13 protein-coding genes are annotated in these 17,461 nt (G+C 73.4%); 8 read left to right on the top strand and 5 right to left on the bottom strand.

The window, feature by feature from the left end; all coding sequences use genetic code 11:
* Positions 1 to 260: 260 nt before the first annotated feature.
* Positions 261 to 1,259: a beta-propeller fold lactonase family protein gene (locus ACLJOU_RS10460; protein WP_410565744.1), complete on the top strand. Its 999-nt coding sequence runs from the start codon at positions 261 to 263 to the stop codon at positions 1,257 to 1,259.
* Positions 1,260 to 1,271: 12 nt separating this feature from the next.
* Here the strand turns inward: ACLJOU_RS10460 and ACLJOU_RS10465 are convergent, their stop codons facing one another.
* Together ACLJOU_RS10465 and ACLJOU_RS10470 are read right to left on the bottom strand one after the other, a co-directional pair.
* Positions 1,272 to 2,843: a hypothetical protein gene (locus ACLJOU_RS10465; protein ID WP_410565747.1), complete on the bottom strand. Its 1,572-nt coding sequence runs from the start codon at positions 2,841 to 2,843 to the stop codon at positions 1,272 to 1,274.
* 23 nt (positions 2,844 to 2,866) lie between these two features.
* A complete protein-coding gene (locus ACLJOU_RS10470) occupies positions 2,867 to 4,840 on the bottom strand; it encodes a hypothetical protein (RefSeq protein ID WP_410565750.1) in 1,974 nt (657 codons plus the stop codon).
* 109 nt (positions 4,841 to 4,949) lie between these two features.
* On the opposite strand from ACLJOU_RS10470, the gene ACLJOU_RS10475 reads away from it, so the two are divergent.
* Positions 4,950 to 5,249, top strand: a complete 300-nt coding sequence (locus ACLJOU_RS10475) for an EthD family reductase (protein WP_410565753.1) — start codon at positions 4,950 to 4,952, stop codon at positions 5,247 to 5,249.
* Positions 5,250 to 6,093: 844 nt separating this feature from the next.
* Here the strand turns inward: ACLJOU_RS10475 and ACLJOU_RS10480 are convergent.
* Positions 6,094 to 7,290 (bottom strand): SGNH/GDSL hydrolase family protein, encoded by a 1,197-nt coding sequence (locus tag ACLJOU_RS10480; protein WP_410565755.1) that lies wholly within the window; start codon positions 7,288 to 7,290, stop codon positions 6,094 to 6,096.
* 122 nt (positions 7,291 to 7,412) lie between these two features.
* Between ACLJOU_RS10480 and ACLJOU_RS10485 the strand changes: the two genes are divergently transcribed.
* The 4 genes from ACLJOU_RS10485 to ACLJOU_RS10500 all read left to right on the top strand — a co-directional run bounded on the left by ACLJOU_RS10485 (position 7,413) and on the right by ACLJOU_RS10500 (position 14,148).
* Positions 7,413 to 10,703 carry an AfsR/SARP family transcriptional regulator gene (locus ACLJOU_RS10485; RefSeq protein WP_410565758.1) on the top strand — a complete coding sequence of 1,097 codons (3,291 nt, stop codon included), beginning with the start codon at positions 7,413 to 7,415 and terminating at the stop codon, positions 10,701 to 10,703.
* 79 nt (positions 10,704 to 10,782) lie between these two features.
* On the top strand, positions 10,783 to 12,264 hold the full coding sequence (locus ACLJOU_RS10490; RefSeq protein ID WP_410565761.1) for an FAD-dependent monooxygenase: 1,482 nt from the start codon (positions 10,783 to 10,785) through the stop codon (positions 12,262 to 12,264).
* 204 nt (positions 12,265 to 12,468) lie between these two features.
* A complete protein-coding gene (locus ACLJOU_RS10495; protein ID WP_410565764.1) occupies positions 12,469 to 13,632 on the top strand; it encodes a PucR family transcriptional regulator in 1,164 nt (387 codons plus the stop codon).
* A gap of 159 nt (positions 13,633 to 13,791) precedes the next feature.
* Positions 13,792 to 14,148 (top strand): hypothetical protein, encoded by a 357-nt coding sequence (locus ACLJOU_RS10500; RefSeq protein WP_410565767.1) that lies wholly within the window; start codon positions 13,792 to 13,794, stop codon positions 14,146 to 14,148.
* Positions 14,149 to 14,264: 116 nt separating this feature from the next.
* Here the strand turns inward: ACLJOU_RS10500 and ACLJOU_RS10505 are convergent, their stop codons facing one another.
* Positions 14,265 to 14,843 carry a TetR/AcrR family transcriptional regulator gene (locus tag ACLJOU_RS10505; RefSeq protein WP_410565770.1) on the bottom strand — a complete coding sequence of 193 codons (579 nt, stop codon included), beginning with the start codon at positions 14,841 to 14,843 and terminating at the stop codon, positions 14,265 to 14,267.
* An 83-nt stretch (positions 14,844 to 14,926) separates the two neighbouring features.
* Between ACLJOU_RS10505 and ACLJOU_RS10510 the strand changes: the two genes are divergently transcribed.
* Complete coding sequence (locus ACLJOU_RS10510) at positions 14,927 to 15,808, top strand: SDR family oxidoreductase (protein WP_410565773.1); 882 nt, start codon at positions 14,927 to 14,929, stop codon at positions 15,806 to 15,808.
* 148 nt (positions 15,809 to 15,956) lie between these two features.
* Here ACLJOU_RS10510 and ACLJOU_RS10515 read toward each other — a convergent pair whose 3' ends face one another.
* The gene (locus ACLJOU_RS10515; RefSeq protein ID WP_410565776.1) at positions 15,957 to 16,865 is read right to left on the bottom strand and encodes an alpha/beta hydrolase; all 909 of its coding nucleotides are present in this window, start codon (positions 16,863 to 16,865) and stop codon (positions 15,957 to 15,959) included.
* A gap of 40 nt (positions 16,866 to 16,905) precedes the next feature.
* Between ACLJOU_RS10515 and ACLJOU_RS10520 the strand changes: the two genes are divergently transcribed.
* Complete coding sequence (locus tag ACLJOU_RS10520) at positions 16,906 to 17,382, top strand: MarR family winged helix-turn-helix transcriptional regulator (RefSeq protein WP_410565779.1); 477 nt, start codon at positions 16,906 to 16,908, stop codon at positions 17,380 to 17,382.
* Positions 17,383 to 17,461 lie beyond the last annotated feature (79 nt).

Here is a 17,461-nt window from a genome sequence, read left to right on the forward strand (position 1 = left end):
TGCCATTCGGTGACACCCGGACGGGTCGAAAAGGTTTATGCGGCAATCCGCGCCTCCGCCGCAGTGTTCACTCGTCAAGGCGATCATGATCTTGTTCCGGTGGCAGGCTCGCCGACCCGTCGGCTAGCGTGAGCCGGGCCGGGGAAACGGCGCGCCACAAGCGCTTCGCCGACCGGCTTCCCCGAAGGCGTCCGATCAGCAGATCCGAACGGCCTTCGTTTCCGGGCAAGACACGTTGGCTCCTCGACGGGGAGAAGGAAATGTCATTCGGCAATGGCGCGGCGACGATTCCGCGTGCCCGGCGGCCGGCCGGAAAGCCGCGCGCAGGCCGGGTGCTGGCGGTGCTGCTGCTGGCTTTCGCGTCCGTGTGCCCGGAGGCGCACGCCTATCCCTCCCGGGTGCAGGTGTTCGTCGCGAACAGCGGTTCGGACAACGTGACGGTGTACGACACCCGGATGCGTGAGGTGGTCGCGACCGTCCGGGTGGGACACTCGCCGGTGGGCGTGGGCACCGCACCCGGCGGCGACCGGGTCTACGTCACCAACGAGCTCTCCGACACCGTTTCGGTGATCGACGCCCGCACGTACTCCACGGTGGCCACGGTGCCGGTCGGCCTGCACCCCTTCGGCGTCGCGGTCGCCGGCTCGCACGCCTACGTGACGAACTTCGGCGCCGACACCGTTTCCGTGATCGACACCGCGGCGAACACCGTCGTGGGGGAGATCCCGGTCGGCCGGTTCCCGCACAGCCCCGCCGCCAGTCCGGACGGGCGCCGGGTGTACGTGACCGACAACGGCGCGGCCACCGTGTCGGTCATCGACGTCGCCTCGAACCAGGTCGTGGCCACGCTGCCGGTGGGCCGCTTCCCGGCCGGGGTCGCGGTCAGCCCGGCGGGTGACCGGGTCTACGTGGCGGCGACCGGCGCGAACAGCGTCAACGCGATCAGCGCCTCCGGGCCGACGCTGATGACGACGCAGCCGGTGGGGCAGGTGCCGATGGGGGTGGCGGTCACCCCGCGCGGCCAGGTCTACGTGGCCAACGCCGGTTCCGGCACGGTGTCCGTGCTGGGCCGCAGCCCGGCGCTGTCGATCCCGGTGCAGAACGAGCCCGAAGGCGTGGCCGCGGCCCCCGACAGCAGCTACGTCTTCGTCACGAACTCGGCCTCGGGCTCGATGTCGGTGATCGACATCGCGACGAACGCCGTCATCGCGACGGTGCCGGTGGGCAGCGAACCGGAAGGACTGGCCGTGACGTCCTGACAGCCCGGCAGGTCACGAGTAGGTCCAGTGGCCGAGCCATGACTCGCGCCAGGCCACCGTCAGCTCGCTGACACCGTCCACACCGGACCGGTCGACGTGGGCCTTCCACGCCTCCTCCAGCGCCGCGCAGAGCTTGGACGCGGGCGGTTCGCCGCCGCTCGCGGAGAAGCAGCGCAGGACCGAGCGGGGGAGGGCCAGTTTCGCCTTGCCGCGGAGCACCGACTGCTCGGTGGCGCGGCAGATGAGGTACTCGACCGTGGCCAGCTCACCCGCCGGGACGGTCGAGGCCGTCGAGACCGCCGGCGCGCCGGCCACCGGCACCGCGGGCGCGATCTGGTCCAGCGCGCGGTACAGGCACTCCAGCGGGGCGGCGAGGCCCTGGTGCTGGCGGGCGATCTCCCACGACACCCACACGGCCAGGGAGTCGGGCATCTGGCCGGGGCGGTAGGCGAACGCCGGCCCGGTGAAGGTCTGGTAGTCGCCGGTCGGGTCCTGCGGGGACGTGCCGGGCCCGTCGGGATCGGGCGGCAGGCCGAGCCGTTTGAACAGCTCGCGCAGCAGCCTGTCCGGCCGGGCCGGGGTCGAGGGCTCGCCGAGCAGCTTGCCCAGGATGCGGCCGAGCCGGTCGGCGGCCACGCCGTGGATCGCCAGCTGCAGGTGCACGAACGCGACGTCCGAGAGCGTCGTTGCCGCGCAGCCCACCACCCCCACCTGCGGGTACCGCTGCAGGAAGGAGACGATGGCGTGCGTGGAGCCGATCCGCGCCGGCCCGACGAACGTCACCGGCAGGCACGTGCCGATCCGCTGCCGCGACCGCAGATCGCCCTGGTACAGCGGGGAGAACTGCCCGTCGGCGTGGCAGACCTCGAACCAGTTCCCCTGCCGGTGACCCGGCCGCGTGTCGGCGAGCCAGAAGCCGTACCCGTGCTTCTCGCACAGCTCGCGGAACCGGTCGGCCAGGTCGAACCGCGCGGCCGCGGACGCGTCCCGCAGCGCGATCGCGAACCGCACGGCGAGCGACGCGCACGGGGACGCGACCTCCTTGCGCGTGCGCAGGTCGTGGTTGCGGGTCTTCACGATCGTCGGCAGCTGGACCGGGCACTGCAGGGACAGCAGCGGCGCCCCGACCAGGGAGGCCGCGGCGTCGGCGATCTCCCGCACCAGGTCGCGCACGGCCAGGCCGTGCCACTCGCACACCTCGCTCGCCGCCGGGTCGACGGCGATCAGGCCTTCGAACGTCTGCGCGGACTCGTAGATGAACGTCGGGTTGGGCGAGGTGGTCCGGTGGAACACCCAGCCGCCGTCGCGCTGCCGCGGCGGTTCGGCCGTCGGCCCGTCGGCGGCGGGGGCGGCCGGTTCCGTGCCGTCCGGGGGCCGGCGGGTGCGGGTGCCGATCACGACGCCGGCACCGTTGGTGGCCGAACACAGCGTCTCCAGGAACACCGCGCTGTCGGAGTCGGCGGCCACCAGGTCGCGCAGATAGCCGTGGCGGGCCATCGCGTGGTGCACCTCGAAGTCCACTTCGGTCACCGGCTGCCGGGTGATTTCGAAGCCGGCCCGGGCCAGGTCGGCCACGTTCCGCACGGAGATCCGCTGACCGCGCACCTTCACCGCCCCCCGGACGAGTCGAACCGGACGTCGGCTTCCAGCGGCCGCCGGCGGTCCCACGCCCCGGCGCCCGCCCACCGCGGCGCCCCGATGCGCGAGAGCGGGATCGCCGATTCGCGCCACGACGCCTGGCCGAGCAGTACCAAGGCGGCGAGCACCGGCAGCCCGACCGCGACCGTGAGGGTGGTTTGCACGACCTCGCCCCGGCTCTGCGTCGCGACGGCCGCGGCGAACGCGGCGACGGCCGCGATGCTCAGCTGGACCAGCGCCTGCGGCAGCGTGCCGAGGTACCCGAGCACCGTGCGGCGCGGGGGCAGTGACAGGCGGCTGTAGAGGAAACCGGGCAACAGCAGCAGCATGGTGATCACCGACTGGCCGTCGCCGATGTGGCCGAGGCTTTCGGTGGCGGCCCGGCCGTAGGGCCACGGCCGGCCGACCAGCAGCCAGCCGAGCACGAACGAGACCGCCGCGACGGCGAGCGCGTAGAACGTCACGTTGAGCGGCCCGGATTTCGTGGAGTCCTTGAGCACGAGCGTCGCGCGCACCCGGACGTGGTCCCCGCGCGGGTCGCGGCCGCCGGACCGGCGCCAGTACGCCCGCGCCTCGTTGTCGGCGATGCCGTTCACCAGGACGAGGTCCTGCCCGAACTCGCGGTCGGTCAGCTCACGCGCGGCCGCACGCAGGTTCGCGGCGGTGAACTCCGGGTGCCGCCGCAGCGAGTTGTCCAGCTCGCCCGACTCCGTCCGCACCGCCTCGCCCGTCGTGGCCGCGGCGGCGAGCCGGTGGCTGGCCGGCATGCTGCGCGGGGACAACTCGACCCCCGACTGGCCGGCCTCCCACTTGCGGCGGCGCAGCAGGTCCGCCAGCCGGCGCAGCACGGTCTGCGCCTGCAGTTCGAGGATCTTGTGCCGGCCGCCGTCGGTTTCCTGCAGCGGCGCGGCGTCCTGGCGTTCGGCCAGCGAAACCAGGTCTTCGGCCAGGCCGTCGACCTGGTGCTGGTCGGCGTCGGTGGACAGGTACATCCGGGAGATCTCGGCTTCGGGGGCCGTCCGGGCGACCAGGTGGTAGGACTTCAGCGTCGCCGGGATGACGGTTTCGTAGCTCACGACGTAGCCGCGGCGGCTGGACGCCAGCCGCCGCCACTGCTCTTTCGCGGCGGACTGCCGCGCGTCGACGTGCAGCGGGGTTTCGTAGCTGAGCCGGTGTTCCTCGGCCGCGTCGTCCAGGGCCACCACCAGCATGTAGTCGCGGACCGCGACGTTGAGCAGGTAGGCGTACTCGACCAGCAGCCCGGCACAGCCGTCGAGGATGTCCAGCGCCAGCTCCCGGCACTGCCGCCCGTACCCGTGCACGGTGCCGTCGGCGCCGGCCAGCGCGAACTCCTCGTCCGGGTGGTTACGTTCGGTGAGCAGCGTCAGCAGCGCCTGCTGGACCAGCCAGCGCGGCTCGTGCACCTGGAACAGGAACATGTTCAGCTCGTGCTTGGCGGTCTGGGCGTTTTCGTCGCCGGCCAGTATCCCGCGCAGCAGCCGGTAGAGCCCGGCGGCGACCAGCCGCGACGCCTCGTGCTGGGTCAGCCGCGGCAGCTTCTGCCCCGAGCTGTCGAACACGTCCACGGGGCTGACATCCCGGCGCGGCAGCCGGGCCAGCGGCACCCACAGGGAACGCTGCCGGGCCGGCCCGGAGGCGGCCCGCTCGCCGTGTTCGCGGCCGATGAGGTCCTGCAGCTGCGCGCCGGCCTGGCGCTGGCCTTCGTCGAGGAGTTTGAGGCTGACGTCGACCTCCGTGCTGCGCCGGGCCGTGCCGTGCTCGACGACGGTCAGCCGCTCGGTCAGCCGGCGCACGTGGTTGAGCCGCAGGGAGGTGTCCAGCAGCGCGAGCCCGACGGCGGCGCCCTGCCGCGACAGGCGGGGCGGAGCACCGGGGATGGGAATGGTCCTGATGGCGTGCCGAAGGCTGTCGATGCCGTCCACACCAGTGAGAGTAGGAGGTGCGGCGCCGTGATACGAGCGAATGGCAATACCCGCGCCCATCGGTGGACGGTGTGCCAAGCTGGGCGTGATCGTCACCGAAAGGAACCCGATGCACCGGCTCACCGTGCTCTACCCGCCGCCCGCCGACGAAGCCCACTTCCGCGAGTACTACGTCCGCACCCACCTGCCGCTGGCCGCGAAGCTGCCCGGCCTCCTGCAGTCGCAGTACTCCTTCGACGTGGCCGCCCTCCGCGGGGAATCCCGGTACTTCGCCGTGTTCCACGCCGACTTCGAGTCGGCCGAGACGATGGCGGCCGCACTGGCGTCCGAAGCGGGCCAGGCGGTGTCCGCGGACGTGCCGAACTACGCCACCGGCGGGGCGGAGCTGATCCACTACCCGCTCAGCTGAGCGCCCCGCCCGGCTCCGGCCCGAGCAGCGGGGTGGGTGCGGATCCGTTCGGCCAGTTCCCGGGCTTCCCGGGAGTGCCGGTAGGGCGGCGTCTCCAGGGTCGCGCAGATGCCGGTGCTCGCGGCCGGCCCGGGCCAGGTTCGCCGCCTCGCGCGGGTGGCCCGACCAGAACGCGATGAGCGCCTCGGTGCCGCGCAGCAACGCTTTGAGTCCATTGTGGCCGATGATCTCGGCGTAGACCCAGGCCGCGCGCAACTGTTCGGCGGCGGCGCCGTAGCAGCCCAGCTCCATGCTGGCGTTGGCCAGCAGCCGCACGCCTGCCCGGCGAGCAGGTGGAGGTGTGACTGCTGGGCGGGGTGGGCGCGCCGCCCAGCAGCTGGAAGACGCCGGCACCGGCCCGCGGAGGCGACCGTGACCGTCCGCTGGGTCGAGAACCCTGGGGCGGCGGGACACCACCCGAGCCCGTCCGGCCGGTGCCCGCCCCGCCCGGCAGGCCCACCGGCACCGCCCGGCGCGCCGCGGACGCGCGGGACCGCCGGTGACGACCCTCGAGGAGGGCTGCACACGCTCAGCACCCGCGGGTTCCGGTTCCAGCACATCGCCGACGGCCGCGGCGAACCGGCGATCATCGTCGGCACGTACGGGTGGCCGGGGTTCAGCGACCGGATCGAGATCCACGGCGAGCACCGCGCGCCGGCCGCCCGAAGGCCGGTTCCGGCCGAGGAGGCGCGGTGTTCAAATCAGGTGACCTCTTATGCCGCAAAGGTCCCCCTCGCTCCGGTGCCCGGATCCCCGGGCACAGTCGACGAATCTGTCGCGCCGTCGAGGCAATGACACAGCCGGCTCAGGTGAACAGCGACAGGTCCACGGAGTCGGCCAAGGCCTGGTAACCCGCGTCGTTGCCGTGAAGGTGATCGCCGGCGTGGAAGCCGCTCAGGATCCGGCTGGGGTGGTGTGGGTCGCGCCAAACGGCGTCGAAGTCCAGGACGGCGTCGAAGGCCCCGGCCGTCCGGATCCATTCGTTCACCGTCTGGCGGGCCCTTTCGCTCTCCGCGGTGTACACCTCCGCGCCTTCGTAGGGGGCGATGGTCGTGCCGTAGACCCGCGCGCCGTGGGCCCGTGCCCGGGCGATCAGCTGGCGGTAACCGGCGATGACGTCGTCCGTCGTCACCGGCGCGGCGGGGAACATCGCCAGGAAGCCGGCGAGGGAATCGTCGTCGCGGGGGATACCGGAGATGGCGATGTCGTTCGCGCCGATCGACAGCACCACGTAGCCGAGGCGGGGGGTCGCCAGCACGTCGCGGTCGAAGCGGGCCAGGACCGCGGACCCGATGCCGTCGTTGAGCATGCGGTTGCCGCTGATGCCCTGGTTGGCCACGTAGCGGGCGGCTGCTCCTCGCCGGACGAGCCGCTCGGCCAGCAGTTCCGGCCAGCTGTGGTGGGTGCCGGGGGTCGAGCCAGCGCCGTCGGTGCGCGAGTCGCCGACCACCACGATCGTCTCGGCCGGGGGGTCGGCGAGCACTTCGACGGCGGAGATCAGGGCCCGCACGGGCAGGTCCGCGGCGTTCTCCGGCAGGGCCGGGGCGGCGACGGCGTCGCCCGGGATGCGCCAGCCGGCGTCCAGCGCGGGGTCGTGGCAGGTGCAAACATCCACGCGCTCCGGCAGGTAGAGGCTGACGGACAGCTCGGCGAGGTCCGGCAGGGGCAGGTCGACGGGATCGCTGAGCAGGGGCGCGCCGGCCGGGATGGTGACGGCCGGGGCACCGGAGAAGGTCAGCACGTGCTCGCTGCCGGACCGCACCGCGCCACCGGGCGCCGCGAGGCCCACCCGTGCGGCGCCGATGGTGCAGGGGGCGGTCCCGAACTCGTTGGTGAAGCGGATCCGCACCCGGCGCCCGCCACCGCTGAGGCGCACCACCTGGCGGAGGGTCACGTCGGCGAGCGGCGGGTGGTCGTCGAGCGAGCCCAGCCCGCCGTCGGGCGCCTGGGGCGAGGCGCTCCAGGCGCGGACCCAGCTGCCTGCGTTGTCGGTCTCGGTCATCGGTGCCTCCGCGTTCGTGGTTGTGTGGTGCGAACACTGGGGCCGCTCGCTCACACCGGACGAACACGGCGCTGATACGCCCTGGTTGGCGGGGGCGCGGGCGAGCACGCGAAGATCGGGACATGGACGGTGGTGCCCGGCTTCGCATCACGCTGCTGCGCGCGTTCGAGGCGTCTCGGGACGACTCGGTCCTGCCTGTGCCGGGCGCGCGGCTGCAGGGCCTGCTGGTCCGGCTCGCCCTCGCCGGGGGCCGCGCGGTCGAGCCGGACGCGCTGGTCGACGCGATCTGGGGCGAGCGGCCGCCGTCCGGGCCCACCTCCGCACTGCAGACCCTCGTTTCGCGGCTGCGGCGCACCCTCGCCCCGACCGGCGCCGTCGAGGGCGTCGTCGTGCAGGTCGCCGGCGGCTACCGGCTGGACGTCGACCCCGCCGACGTGGACGCGCTGCGCTTCGAGCAGCTGACCACGGCCGGCCGGGAGCGGCTGCGGGCGGGTGATCCGGACGCCGCGAGCGCCGCGCTCACCGAAGCCGTGGCGTTGTGGGGTGAGCACCCCGGTACCGAGCCCGGGGTCGTCGCCGCAGTCGCGCCCACGGTCGCGACCCGGCTGGCGCGGGTTTCGGTCGAGGCCGTCGCCGACCTCGCCGACGCGGAGCTCGCGCGGGGACGCGCGGAGGCGGCCGCCGCCCGGCTGAGCGGGTTGCTGGCCGCGCACCCGGTCCACGAGCGGGCGGCCGCGCTGCTGATGGACGCCCTGGCCGCGCAGGGGCGTCAGGCCGAGGCACTGACCGCGTACGAGCGCGTTCGCCGAGCTTTGGCCGAAACCCTCGGCGTCGATCCCGGAACCGCCCTGCGGGAGCGCCACCTGCGCCTCCTGCGGCCCGGCCCGCCCGTCCCGGCACCGGTCGCCCACCCGGCACGCCGGACTGAAGTGAACGCGACGGCGGAGCACGGCCTGCCGGCGCCACTGACCGGTTTCATCGGCCGCGACGGCGACCTCGCCCGCATCGGCGCCCTGCTCACCACCGGGCGCCTGGTCACCGTCCTCGGCCCCGGCGGCGCCGGGAAGACCCGGCTGGCGCTGGAGGCCGCGCGGCGGCACGAACAGGAATATCGCGACGGCGCCTGCTTCATCGACCTCGCGCCGGTCACCGAACCGGCGAAGATCGGGCCGGCCGTGCTCGCCGGCATCGGGCTGCGGGGCGGCGCACTGTTCGACGTCCACCGGCGCGCCGAGGGCGACGAGCTGGGCGTTCTCCTCAGCGAGCTCGGCGGCCGGGAGGTCCTGCTGCTGGTCGACAACTGTGAGCACCTGATCGATGCCGTGGCCCGGCTGGTCGCGACGTTGCTGCCCCGCTGTCCGGGGCTGCGGGTGCTCGCCACCAGCCGTGAGCCCCTCGCGATCGACGGCGAGGCCCTCGTACCGCTCGGGCCGCTCCCGCTGCCGGCTCCGGACGACAGCCTCGAACAGGTCCGGGAAGCGGCGTCGGTACGCCTGTTCACCGAGCGGGCCGCCGCCGTGCGGCCGGGTTTCTCGGTCGACGAGACCACGCTCCCCGACATCGTGCGCGTGGTCCGTGGTCTGGACGGGATGCCGCTGGCTCTCGAACTCGCCGCCGCCCGGTTGCGGACGCTGTCCCTGCCCGACCTCGCCGATGGGCTCGCCGACCGGTTCCGGCTCCTCACCACCGGCCACCGCACCGCGCCACCCCGGCACCGCACCCTGCGGGCGGTCATCGCCTGGAGCTGGGAGCTGCTCGGCGAGCGGGAACGCACCGTCGCGGAACGGATTTCGATCCTGCCCGGCGGCGTCACCCCCGCCTCGGCGGGGGCCGTCTGCGCCGGCACGAGCGTGCCCGCCGCCGAGATCCCCGAACTGCTCGCCGCCCTCGTCGACCGGTCACTGCTGCAGCTGGCGCCCGGCACCGGCCGCTACCGCATGCTCGAAACCATCCGCGAGTACGGCATCGGCCGCCTGACCGGAGCCGGCGGTCTCGACGCGGCCCGCGACCTGGCTGCCGCCCACTTCACCGAGCTGATGGCCCGCCAGGACGCCCGGCTGCGGGGCCACGGCCAACGGCAGGCCCTCCGGGTGATCAACGCCGAGTACGACAACACCCTCGCCGCCCTGCGCCACCGGTGCACCACCGGCGACTCCGCCGCCGCGATCACCCTCGCGCTGAGCCTGGCCTGGTACTGGCAGATGTCCGGCCGCAACTCCGACGCCGGCTACTGGCTGGAAAAGGTCCTGGCGCTGCCGGGCGGGGGCCCGGCGGCCGAGCGGGACTGCGCCCGGGCCGTGTACCTGCTCAACCGGGCGGACATCTCCTCCGGGATCACCGCGGGGGAAGCCGCGGGCGACCGGGCGCGGATGCGGGAGCTGGCCGACGGGCTGCTCGCGCACCCGCACCTGCCGAGCCAGTACCGCGCGTTCGGTCCGGTGCTGCTGCTCGTGCTGGAGGAGGAAGCCGCCGCGCGGACGGCCTTCCGGCGCTTGGCCGACGGCGACGACGCGTGGCTGTCCGGGCTGGCCCACCTGTTCCAGGCCGACATCGCCGAGAACGAGGGCGCGCTGGGGCGGACGCGGGTCCACGTGGAGGCGGCCCTGGGCCGCTTCCGGCAGGTCGGCGACCGGTGGGGCCAAGCCGCCACGCTGCCGCTGCGCGCCCGGCTGCGGTGCTACGACGACCTCGACGGCGCGCTGGCCGACCTGCGCGAAGCCCGGACGCTGGCGGGGGAGTTCGGCTCGCTGAGCCTGGGCGACCAGCTCTACAGCGACCTGCGCTGGATCGACCTGCACGTGCGGCGGGACGAAACCGGCGAGGCGATGGCGGTGCTCGGCTCCGCCCGGGAGCGGGCGGTGCGCACGTCCTCGGCGGAGATGCTGGTGCTGATCGACGCCCGCGAGGCCGACCTCCGGATACGGCTCGGTGACCTCGACCGGGCCGGCGCCCTCCTCGACGACGCCGAACGAGGCCTGCTCGGCGACACCGCGTTCCCCGCGGACCACGCCCGTGCGCTGGTCGGCGGCACCCGGGCCGCGCTTTGCCTGGCCCGGGGCGACCTGCCCGCCGCGGACCAGGCGCTGCGGGCGGCCTACGCCGCCGCGCTGGTCACGCGTGACCTCCCGGTCCTGTCGCTGGTGACCGTGCACACGGCGGGGCTCGCCGAGGCACTCGGGCGGCACCGGGAGTCGGCCGTGCTGCTCGGTGCCGCCGCCCGGCTGCGGGGCGCGCACGACCACACCGATCCGCAGGTCCGCGACCTCACCCGGCGGGGCAAGGCGGCGCTGGGCGCGGACGAGTTCGCCGCGGCGTACGCGGAAGGCTGGGAACTGGCCCCGGAGGCCGCGGTGACCACGGCCGATCCGGCCACCCCGGTTCGGCGGCCGGGCCACCACGAACCCGCGGTGTGAGCGCGGTGTGCGCGTCCTGCAAGCGGCGGCGGTGATTCTCGGCGTACCGGAATGGCGTACTTCGAGAAGGTGGTTTGTCGTGCACGACGTGGTGATCGCGGGGGGCGGGCCGGTCGGTCTGTTCCTCGCCTGCGAACTGGGCCTCGCGGGCTGCTCGGTGCTGGTCCTCGAGCGGGAGCCGCAGCCGCATTCCCCGTGGCGGAGTTTTCCGCTCGGCATGCGCGGCCTGTCGGGCGGCTCGGTGGAGGCGTTCTACCGCCGCGGGCTGCTGTCGCCCCTGCTGGCGGCCTCGGGCGTGGCCGAGCCGCCCGGCGCGGAGGAGCCGGCACCCCCGCGGTCGGTCGGCCATTTCGCCGGGCTGCCGCTCGATCCGGCCGACGTCGACCTCACCCGGCTGCCCTACCGGCTGCCCAGTCCCGCCGCGGACGGCATGATGACCAGCCTGGACGCGGTGGAGACGGTGCTGGCGGAGCGGGCCGGCGAGCTCGGCGTCGAGATCCGGCGGGGGACCGCGGTCGAAGGCGTCACCCAGGACGGCGAAACCGTGGTCGTCCGGGCCGGTGAGCACGACTACCCGGCCCGCTGGCTGGTCGGCTGCGACGGCGGGCGCAGCACGGTGCGGCGCCTCGCGGGCTTCGCCTTCACCGGCACCGAACCGCAGTTCACGGGCTACCTCGCGCTCGCCACGGTGCGTGATCCGGAGCAGCTGCGCCCGGGCTTCACGCTGACCGAGGCGGGCATGTACCTGACGATGTCCGAGCCCGGCCATTTCGGTGTGCTGGATTTCGACGGCGGCGCGTACGACCGTTCCCGGCCGTTGACCCGCGAGCACCTGCAAACGGTGCTGCGCCGCGTGTCCGGCACCGGAGTCACGCTGGACGACGTCCGCTTCGCCTCGAGTTTCACCGACCGGGCGATGCAGGCGACCACCTACCGGCGCGGCCGCGTCCTGCTCGCCGGCGACGCCGCGCACATCCACTCGCCGCTGGGCGGGCAGGGGCTCAACCTGGGCATCGGTGACGCAGTCAACCTGGGCTGGAAGCTGGCGGCGACGGCAGGCGGCCACGCCCCGGACGGCCTGCTCGACACCTACACCGCCGAACGGCACCCGGTCGGCGCGCGGGTGCTCGACTGGTCGCGCGCCCAGGTGGCCGTCATGCGGCCGGACCCGCACTCCCGGGCGATCCAGGCCGTGGTGGGCGATCTGCTGGCGACCCGCGACGGCACCACCTACGTCTTCGAGCGCACGTCGGGCACGTCGATCCGGTACGACCTGGGCAGCGAGCAGCCGCTGGTCGGCCACAACGCACCGGACTTCCGCCTGGCCGACGGCACGCGCCTCGGCGAGCTGATGCACGACGGCCGGGGTGTTCTCTTCGACTTCGGCCCCGGCGAACGCTTCCGGGACGCGGCACTCCACCACGGCGACCGGATCCGGTACGTCCCCGGCCCCGCCCGCGACGACCTCGGCTTCGGCGCCGTCCTCGTCCGCCCCGACGGCATCGTCGCCTGGGCCGGCGACCGCGGCTCGTTCGAACAAGCCGTCAACCGGTGGTTCTGAACCGCCCAAAGGGGATCGCGGTCGAAGGGCCGGCGGCCGCGCGTGAGCGGTGTCCCCCGTGCGAGCTACCCGCAAGTGTCCACTGTGCAGTGATGCTCGCCGGGGGTGCCGGCCCCTAGCGTTCAGGACATCGGCCGATGCCGAACGAACCCCTCCCGGAGCGGCCACCGGGGGACCGGCAAGACGACGAGGACGGAGTCGGGCGTGTCCGAGCTGATCGAGGCCGAGATCGCGCTGGTGGCCGGACAGCTGCTGCTCGCGGCCGAGGAGCTGGTGGCCGCGCAGTTGCGGGTGACCGGCTCGATCGACTCGTACCGCGTGGTTCCGCCGGCCGAGGTGCGGCCGTCCGCGCACCGGAACGTGGTCCGCGTGGCCGCCGCCCTCCGCGGCGAGCAGTCCCTCCCCGGCGGTGTGGCGGAAGACGAGCGCGAGACCGGGCGGCGCCGGGCCCTGCAGGGCGTCCCCAGCTCCGACGTGCTGGCCGCCTACCGCCGCGGTATCGCGCTGCTGCGCGACGAATTCCTCCGGATCGCCCGGCACAACGGCATTTCCGCCGACGCCGTGCTCCTCGGCACCCGGCGGATCTGGCAACTCGGCGACCACTGCAGCAACGACGTCCTCACCGGTCACCGCGAAGCCGAGTCCGGCCTCACCCGCCGCGAGGAACAGCAGCGCACGACCCTGCTCGCGCGCCTGCTGGACGGCACGATGACGACCGGCCAGATGGTCGCGGCCGGGGTCGGGTTCGGGCTCACCGCCGGTGAGTCCTACTGGGTCCTGCGGGCCCGCTCCGCCGGTACCGACCCGTTCGAGCTGACCCGCGCGCTGGAACGCGCGGCCGGTGCGCAGGCCACCGTCCTGATCAGCCCCTACGGCGGTGACGTGGCGGGCGTGCTTTCGCAGCCCGTCACGGACGAGCCGGCCGGTGACGTCATGGCCGGTCTCGCCGGACCTGTCGAGCTGTCGCGGCTGAGCGCCGGTTTCGCCGAGGCCACGCGCCTGCTCGAGGCGACCGCCCGGTTCGGCCACCGCGGAATCGTGGACCGCGGGCGGATCGGCCTGCGCTTGGCCGTGGCGAACGAACCCGAGCTGGGGGAGTACCTCTACGCCGGTTACGTCGAACCGGTGGAGGTGGAGAGCGCCATCGGCGAGGCCCTGCTCGCCAGCGTCGAGACCTACCTGTCCCGGCGGCGCTCGATGCCCGAGGCCGCCGCCGAGTTGTCCGTCCACGTCAACACCTTGCGGTACCGGCTGGACCGCTTCGCCGCGCTGACCGGAGCGGATCTCCAGGACACGGAGACCGTGTTCGAGGTCTGGTGGGCCCTGCAGTACCGCAAGCTCCGCGGACCCCCATCGGACGGCGCCTGACGCGGTGCCGCCGGTCCGGATCGTCGGCTTCGAGCCTCTTGTGCGGAACTCCAGTTCGGCGGCTGCTGACGTTGTAGTGCCGCACGTGGTGGGTTTCTGCCGGGCTTGGTTCACTTTCGGGGCCGACTCTTCCCGGCTACCGCCCGAAAGGAACGCAGCATGAAGCGAATGCGATCGATGGCCGTGGTGTTGTTCGCCACCCTGGGTATCACGTTGGCGACGACCACCCCTTCGTGGGCGACCTTCGAGGTCAACATCTTCGATTGCACTTTGGGGACCGCGGACTTCCTCGTCTTCGGACAGACAGCCGACAACGGCCTCGGCAGCCGGCGGTGCTACGCCGACGCGGGCGATCTGTCGCTCGGCCTGGATCGCGTCACCAGCTTCAAGAGCGGCGACAACGCCGGCTACTTCGAGTACGAGCCGGGGGACGGCTACCGCTACCGGCACAGCTTCCCCAAGGGCGAGCAGATCACGAAGCAGTACGGGCTCGTCACCTTCCTGCACATCAACTGATCGAGTGCCCGTGGAGGGTGCTCAAGCGCCTTCGGCGCCCGGGACGGCGGCGCGTCCCCGCCGTCCCGGGCGCCTCGGCGACGGCGTCCCCTGCCGGCACAAGAGGCGCGCCGGGGTCAGCCCAGCGATGCCGTGGCCGCGCGTAGTTCCTGCAGGGCGGCCAGCGCGTAGGGCGCGAGCCCGTTTTCGTCATCGCGCTCGGCTTCGGACCACTGCGTGTAGCCCCGCTTGAAGGCGAGGACACCGAGTTCGGCCGCGAGGTGCGCGGTCGGGTCGGGAGTGCCGCGGGCGACGAGCGCGGCGGTCATGGCGGCCGCGAGGCTGACGCTTTTGAGCGCATCCCGTTCCTGCAGTTCGGTGCTGGCCGCGACGGCGGCCTTCAGGCGGGGTCCGAGGTCCCGGTTCGCCGGCCCCATGGCGCCGGACGCGCGTTCGAGGCCGGCGGCGACCGCCTCAAGCGGGCTGGCGTCCGCGGGCGCTTCGGAGATCCCCTCCGCGAGCAACCGGCTCAGCGTCTCCTGGCCGGCGACCAGCAGCTCGCGCTTGTCGGAGAAGTGCCGGAAGAACGTGCTCTTGGTGACGCCCGCACGTTCGGCGATCTGGGCGACGGTGGTGGCGTCGTACCCCTGCTCGGTGAACAGGTCGACCGCGGCCACGACGAGCCGCTGCGTCGTCTCCGGTTGCCATCGGGCCATGCGCCCATCATAGGTGATGGGACAAGAGTCCCGTCGCTGTGTATGGTGACGGGACAAAGGTCTCATCAACTCGGGAGCGTCTCATGCAGGTTTTCGTCACCGGCGGTACCGGCACCATCGGCTCGGCGGTCGTCGCCGAGCTGCTCACCGGCGGCCACACCGTTCTCGCGCTGGCCCGCTCGGACACCTCCGCGCGGGCTCTCACCGACGCCGGTGCCCGGGTGCTGCGCGGGCAGCTGGCCGACGTCGACGTCCTGCGGGCCGGCGCCGCACAGTGCGACGGGGTGATCAGCCTGGCGTTCGGCAGCGACTACAGCACCGCGGAAGCGCTGGCGCGGTCGATCGCCGAGGAGAGCGCCGCCATGGCCGCACTGGGTGAGGAGCTCGCCGGCAGCGACCGGCCGATCGTCACGGTCTCGGGCACGCCGTGGGTTCCCGGCCGCGCCGCCACCGAGGCCGACCCGCTGCCGACCGACGGACCGGTAGGCGGCCGCGGCCGCTCGGTGAACGCGCTGCTGGCGATGGCTGCACGCGGCGTGCGCGCCACGGCGGTCCGCATGCCGCGCACGGTCCACAACGAGGGCAAGGGCGGGTTCGCGGGCCTGCTGACCGAGCAGGCCCGCCGCACCGGCGTGGCCGGCTACCCCGGCGACGGCACCCAGCGCTGGCCGGCGGTGCACGCGCTCGACGCGGCGGTGCTGTTCCGGCTGGCGCTCGAGTCGGCACCGGCGGGCACGGCCTGGCACGCCGTGGCCGACGAGGGCGACGCGGTCCGCGACATCGCGGCCGTCGTCGGCAAGCGTCTCGGCCTGCCGGTCGAACCGGTCCCGCAGGAGAACTTCGGCCCCTTCGGCCCGATCTTCGCCATGGACCAGCCCGCGTCCAGCGCCCACACCCGCGAGGTCCTCGGCTGGCAGCCCAAGCACTCCAGCCTCCTCGAAGACCTGGAGCACCTCCAGCCGTGACCCCCGGCCGCCTGTTCCCCGGCTGCCCAACGGGTCCATCGGACGGCAAGCCGGAGCCCGCTACGCGCTCGCATCGGCTCCGCGCGCGGACGACGGGGAATACCACGCCCCTCGTCCGCGCGCTGACCTGCGTCGTGGCGGCCGTCGACTACGGCTCGCCGGGGTGCACGTGCTGGGTGAGGAAGAGCGCGGCGCGGTCGAGAGCCTGGCCGGCTTCGTCGAGGAGGCCGGTGAACGCCTGGAACACGTGCGGTACGTCGGCGGTGACGTCGAGGATGACGTCCACCCCGGCCGCGCGTGCGCGGGCGGCCATCCGTGTGGAGTCGTCCAGCAGGACCTCGTTGGTCCCGACCTGGAGCAGCATCGGCGGGAATCCGGCCAGGTCGCCGAACAGGGCGGGGCTCACCAGCTCCTGGTGCGGATCCTCGCCGGCGAGGTACAGCGCGCCGGTGCGTTCGAGGCTCTCGCGGACGAAGAACGGGTCGATGCCCACCTTGGTGTCCATGCTCTCGCCCGTGCGGGTGCCGTCCAGGCCGGGGGAGAACGCCACGATCGCCGCCGGGGCCGGCAGTCCCGCGGCGCGGGCCGACAGGCACGTCGTGACGGTCAGCCCGCCGCCGGCGGAGTCTCCGGCGAAGGCGATGGACTCCGGATTCGCGCCGGTGTCGAGCAACGCGCGGTAGGCGGCGACCGCGTCGTCGATCGCGGCCGGGAACGGGTGCTCGGGCGCGAGCCGGTAGTCCAGTGACAACGCGCGGAACCCGGTCCGGGCGACCAGGTTCCCGGTCAGCGACAGCGCCGTCTCGGGTGAGCCGACGATGTAGGAGCCGCCGTGGAAGTACAGGATCGTGCCGGCGGGTGCGCGGCCGGCCGGTTCGACCAGCAGGGCGCGTCGCGATCCGAGCACCGTTTCCGTGGTCTCGATCCCGTCCGGCACGATCATCGAGGCCATCATCGTCGCGAACTCCGCTCGCATCTGCGCGACCGACGGAGGTTTCTCCGGCTGTGGCTGCCGGCGCAGCATCGCGTCGATCTTCGTTCGCTGCGCCCTACTCATGGTGTCGCCTGACTGAGTACATGCCGCTACAGTATATGCCGTGGCATCTAAGTCAAGGGACTCCCGGCCGGACTCCCGGGTTCTGTTCGCCGACCTGGTCCGCTGCGAGACGCGGCTGTACAACGCGCTCAACGACCGGCTGCGGGAGCGGCACGGAATCGTCACCTCGCAGTACGAGTTCCTGCACCACCTGCGCGAGCACCCCGGCTCCCGGGTGGCCGACCTCGCCGCCGAGTTCGCGATCGGGATCGGGGCGACCAGCAAGGGAATCGACCGCCTGGAGCGGTCCGGCTGGGTCGCCCGGCAACCGAACCCGGCCGATCGCCGGTCGTCCCTGCTGGTCCTGACCGACGACGGTGTGCGCCTGGCCGACGCCGCCGAACGGACTTTCGCCGAGCGGGTGACCGAACTGGTCGAAGGGACCCTCGGCCGCGACCGGGCGGCGGCCGGGGCCGAAGTGCTGGCCCTGCTGCGCACCGCACTGGAACGGGACGGGATCGGCATGCCCACGGGCTGACGCGGAAAGTCCGTCCGGTCCGCGGCCGGTCGGTGAACCTCCTACGGCGCGTCGTCGCCTCGAGTGCTTCGCGAGCGGC

The sequence above is a fragment of the Amycolatopsis sp. cmx-4-61 genome, assembly GCF_046548775.1.
Taxonomy (GTDB): domain Bacteria; phylum Actinomycetota; class Actinomycetes; order Mycobacteriales; family Pseudonocardiaceae; genus Amycolatopsis.

What these genes read in the sequence shown, in the direction of transcription:
- ACLJOU_RS10515 (WP_410565776.1), bottom strand. Translation starts at nt 16,865, where the DNA reads ATGAGTAGGGCGCAGCGAACGAAGATCGACGCGATGCTGCGCCGGCAG.
- ACLJOU_RS10510 (WP_410565773.1), top strand. Translation starts at nt 14,927, where the DNA reads ATGCAGGTTTTCGTCACCGGCGGTACCGGCACCATCGGCTCGGCGGTC.
- ACLJOU_RS10500 (WP_410565767.1), top strand. Translation starts at nt 13,792, where the DNA reads ATGAAGCGAATGCGATCGATGGCCGTGGTGTTGTTCGCCACCCTGGGT.
- ACLJOU_RS10505 (WP_410565770.1), bottom strand. Translation starts at nt 14,843, where the DNA reads ATGGCCCGATGGCAACCGGAGACGACGCAGCGGCTCGTCGTGGCCGCG.
- ACLJOU_RS10475 (WP_410565753.1), top strand. Translation starts at nt 4,950, where the DNA reads ATGCACCGGCTCACCGTGCTCTACCCGCCGCCCGCCGACGAAGCCCAC.
- ACLJOU_RS10480 (WP_410565755.1), bottom strand. Translation starts at nt 7,290, where the DNA reads ATGACCGAGACCGACAACGCAGGCAGCTGGGTCCGCGCCTGGAGCGCC.
- ACLJOU_RS10460 (WP_410565744.1), top strand. Translation starts at nt 261, where the DNA reads ATGTCATTCGGCAATGGCGCGGCGACGATTCCGCGTGCCCGGCGGCCG.
- ACLJOU_RS10485 (WP_410565758.1), top strand. Translation starts at nt 7,413, where the DNA reads ATGGACGGTGGTGCCCGGCTTCGCATCACGCTGCTGCGCGCGTTCGAG.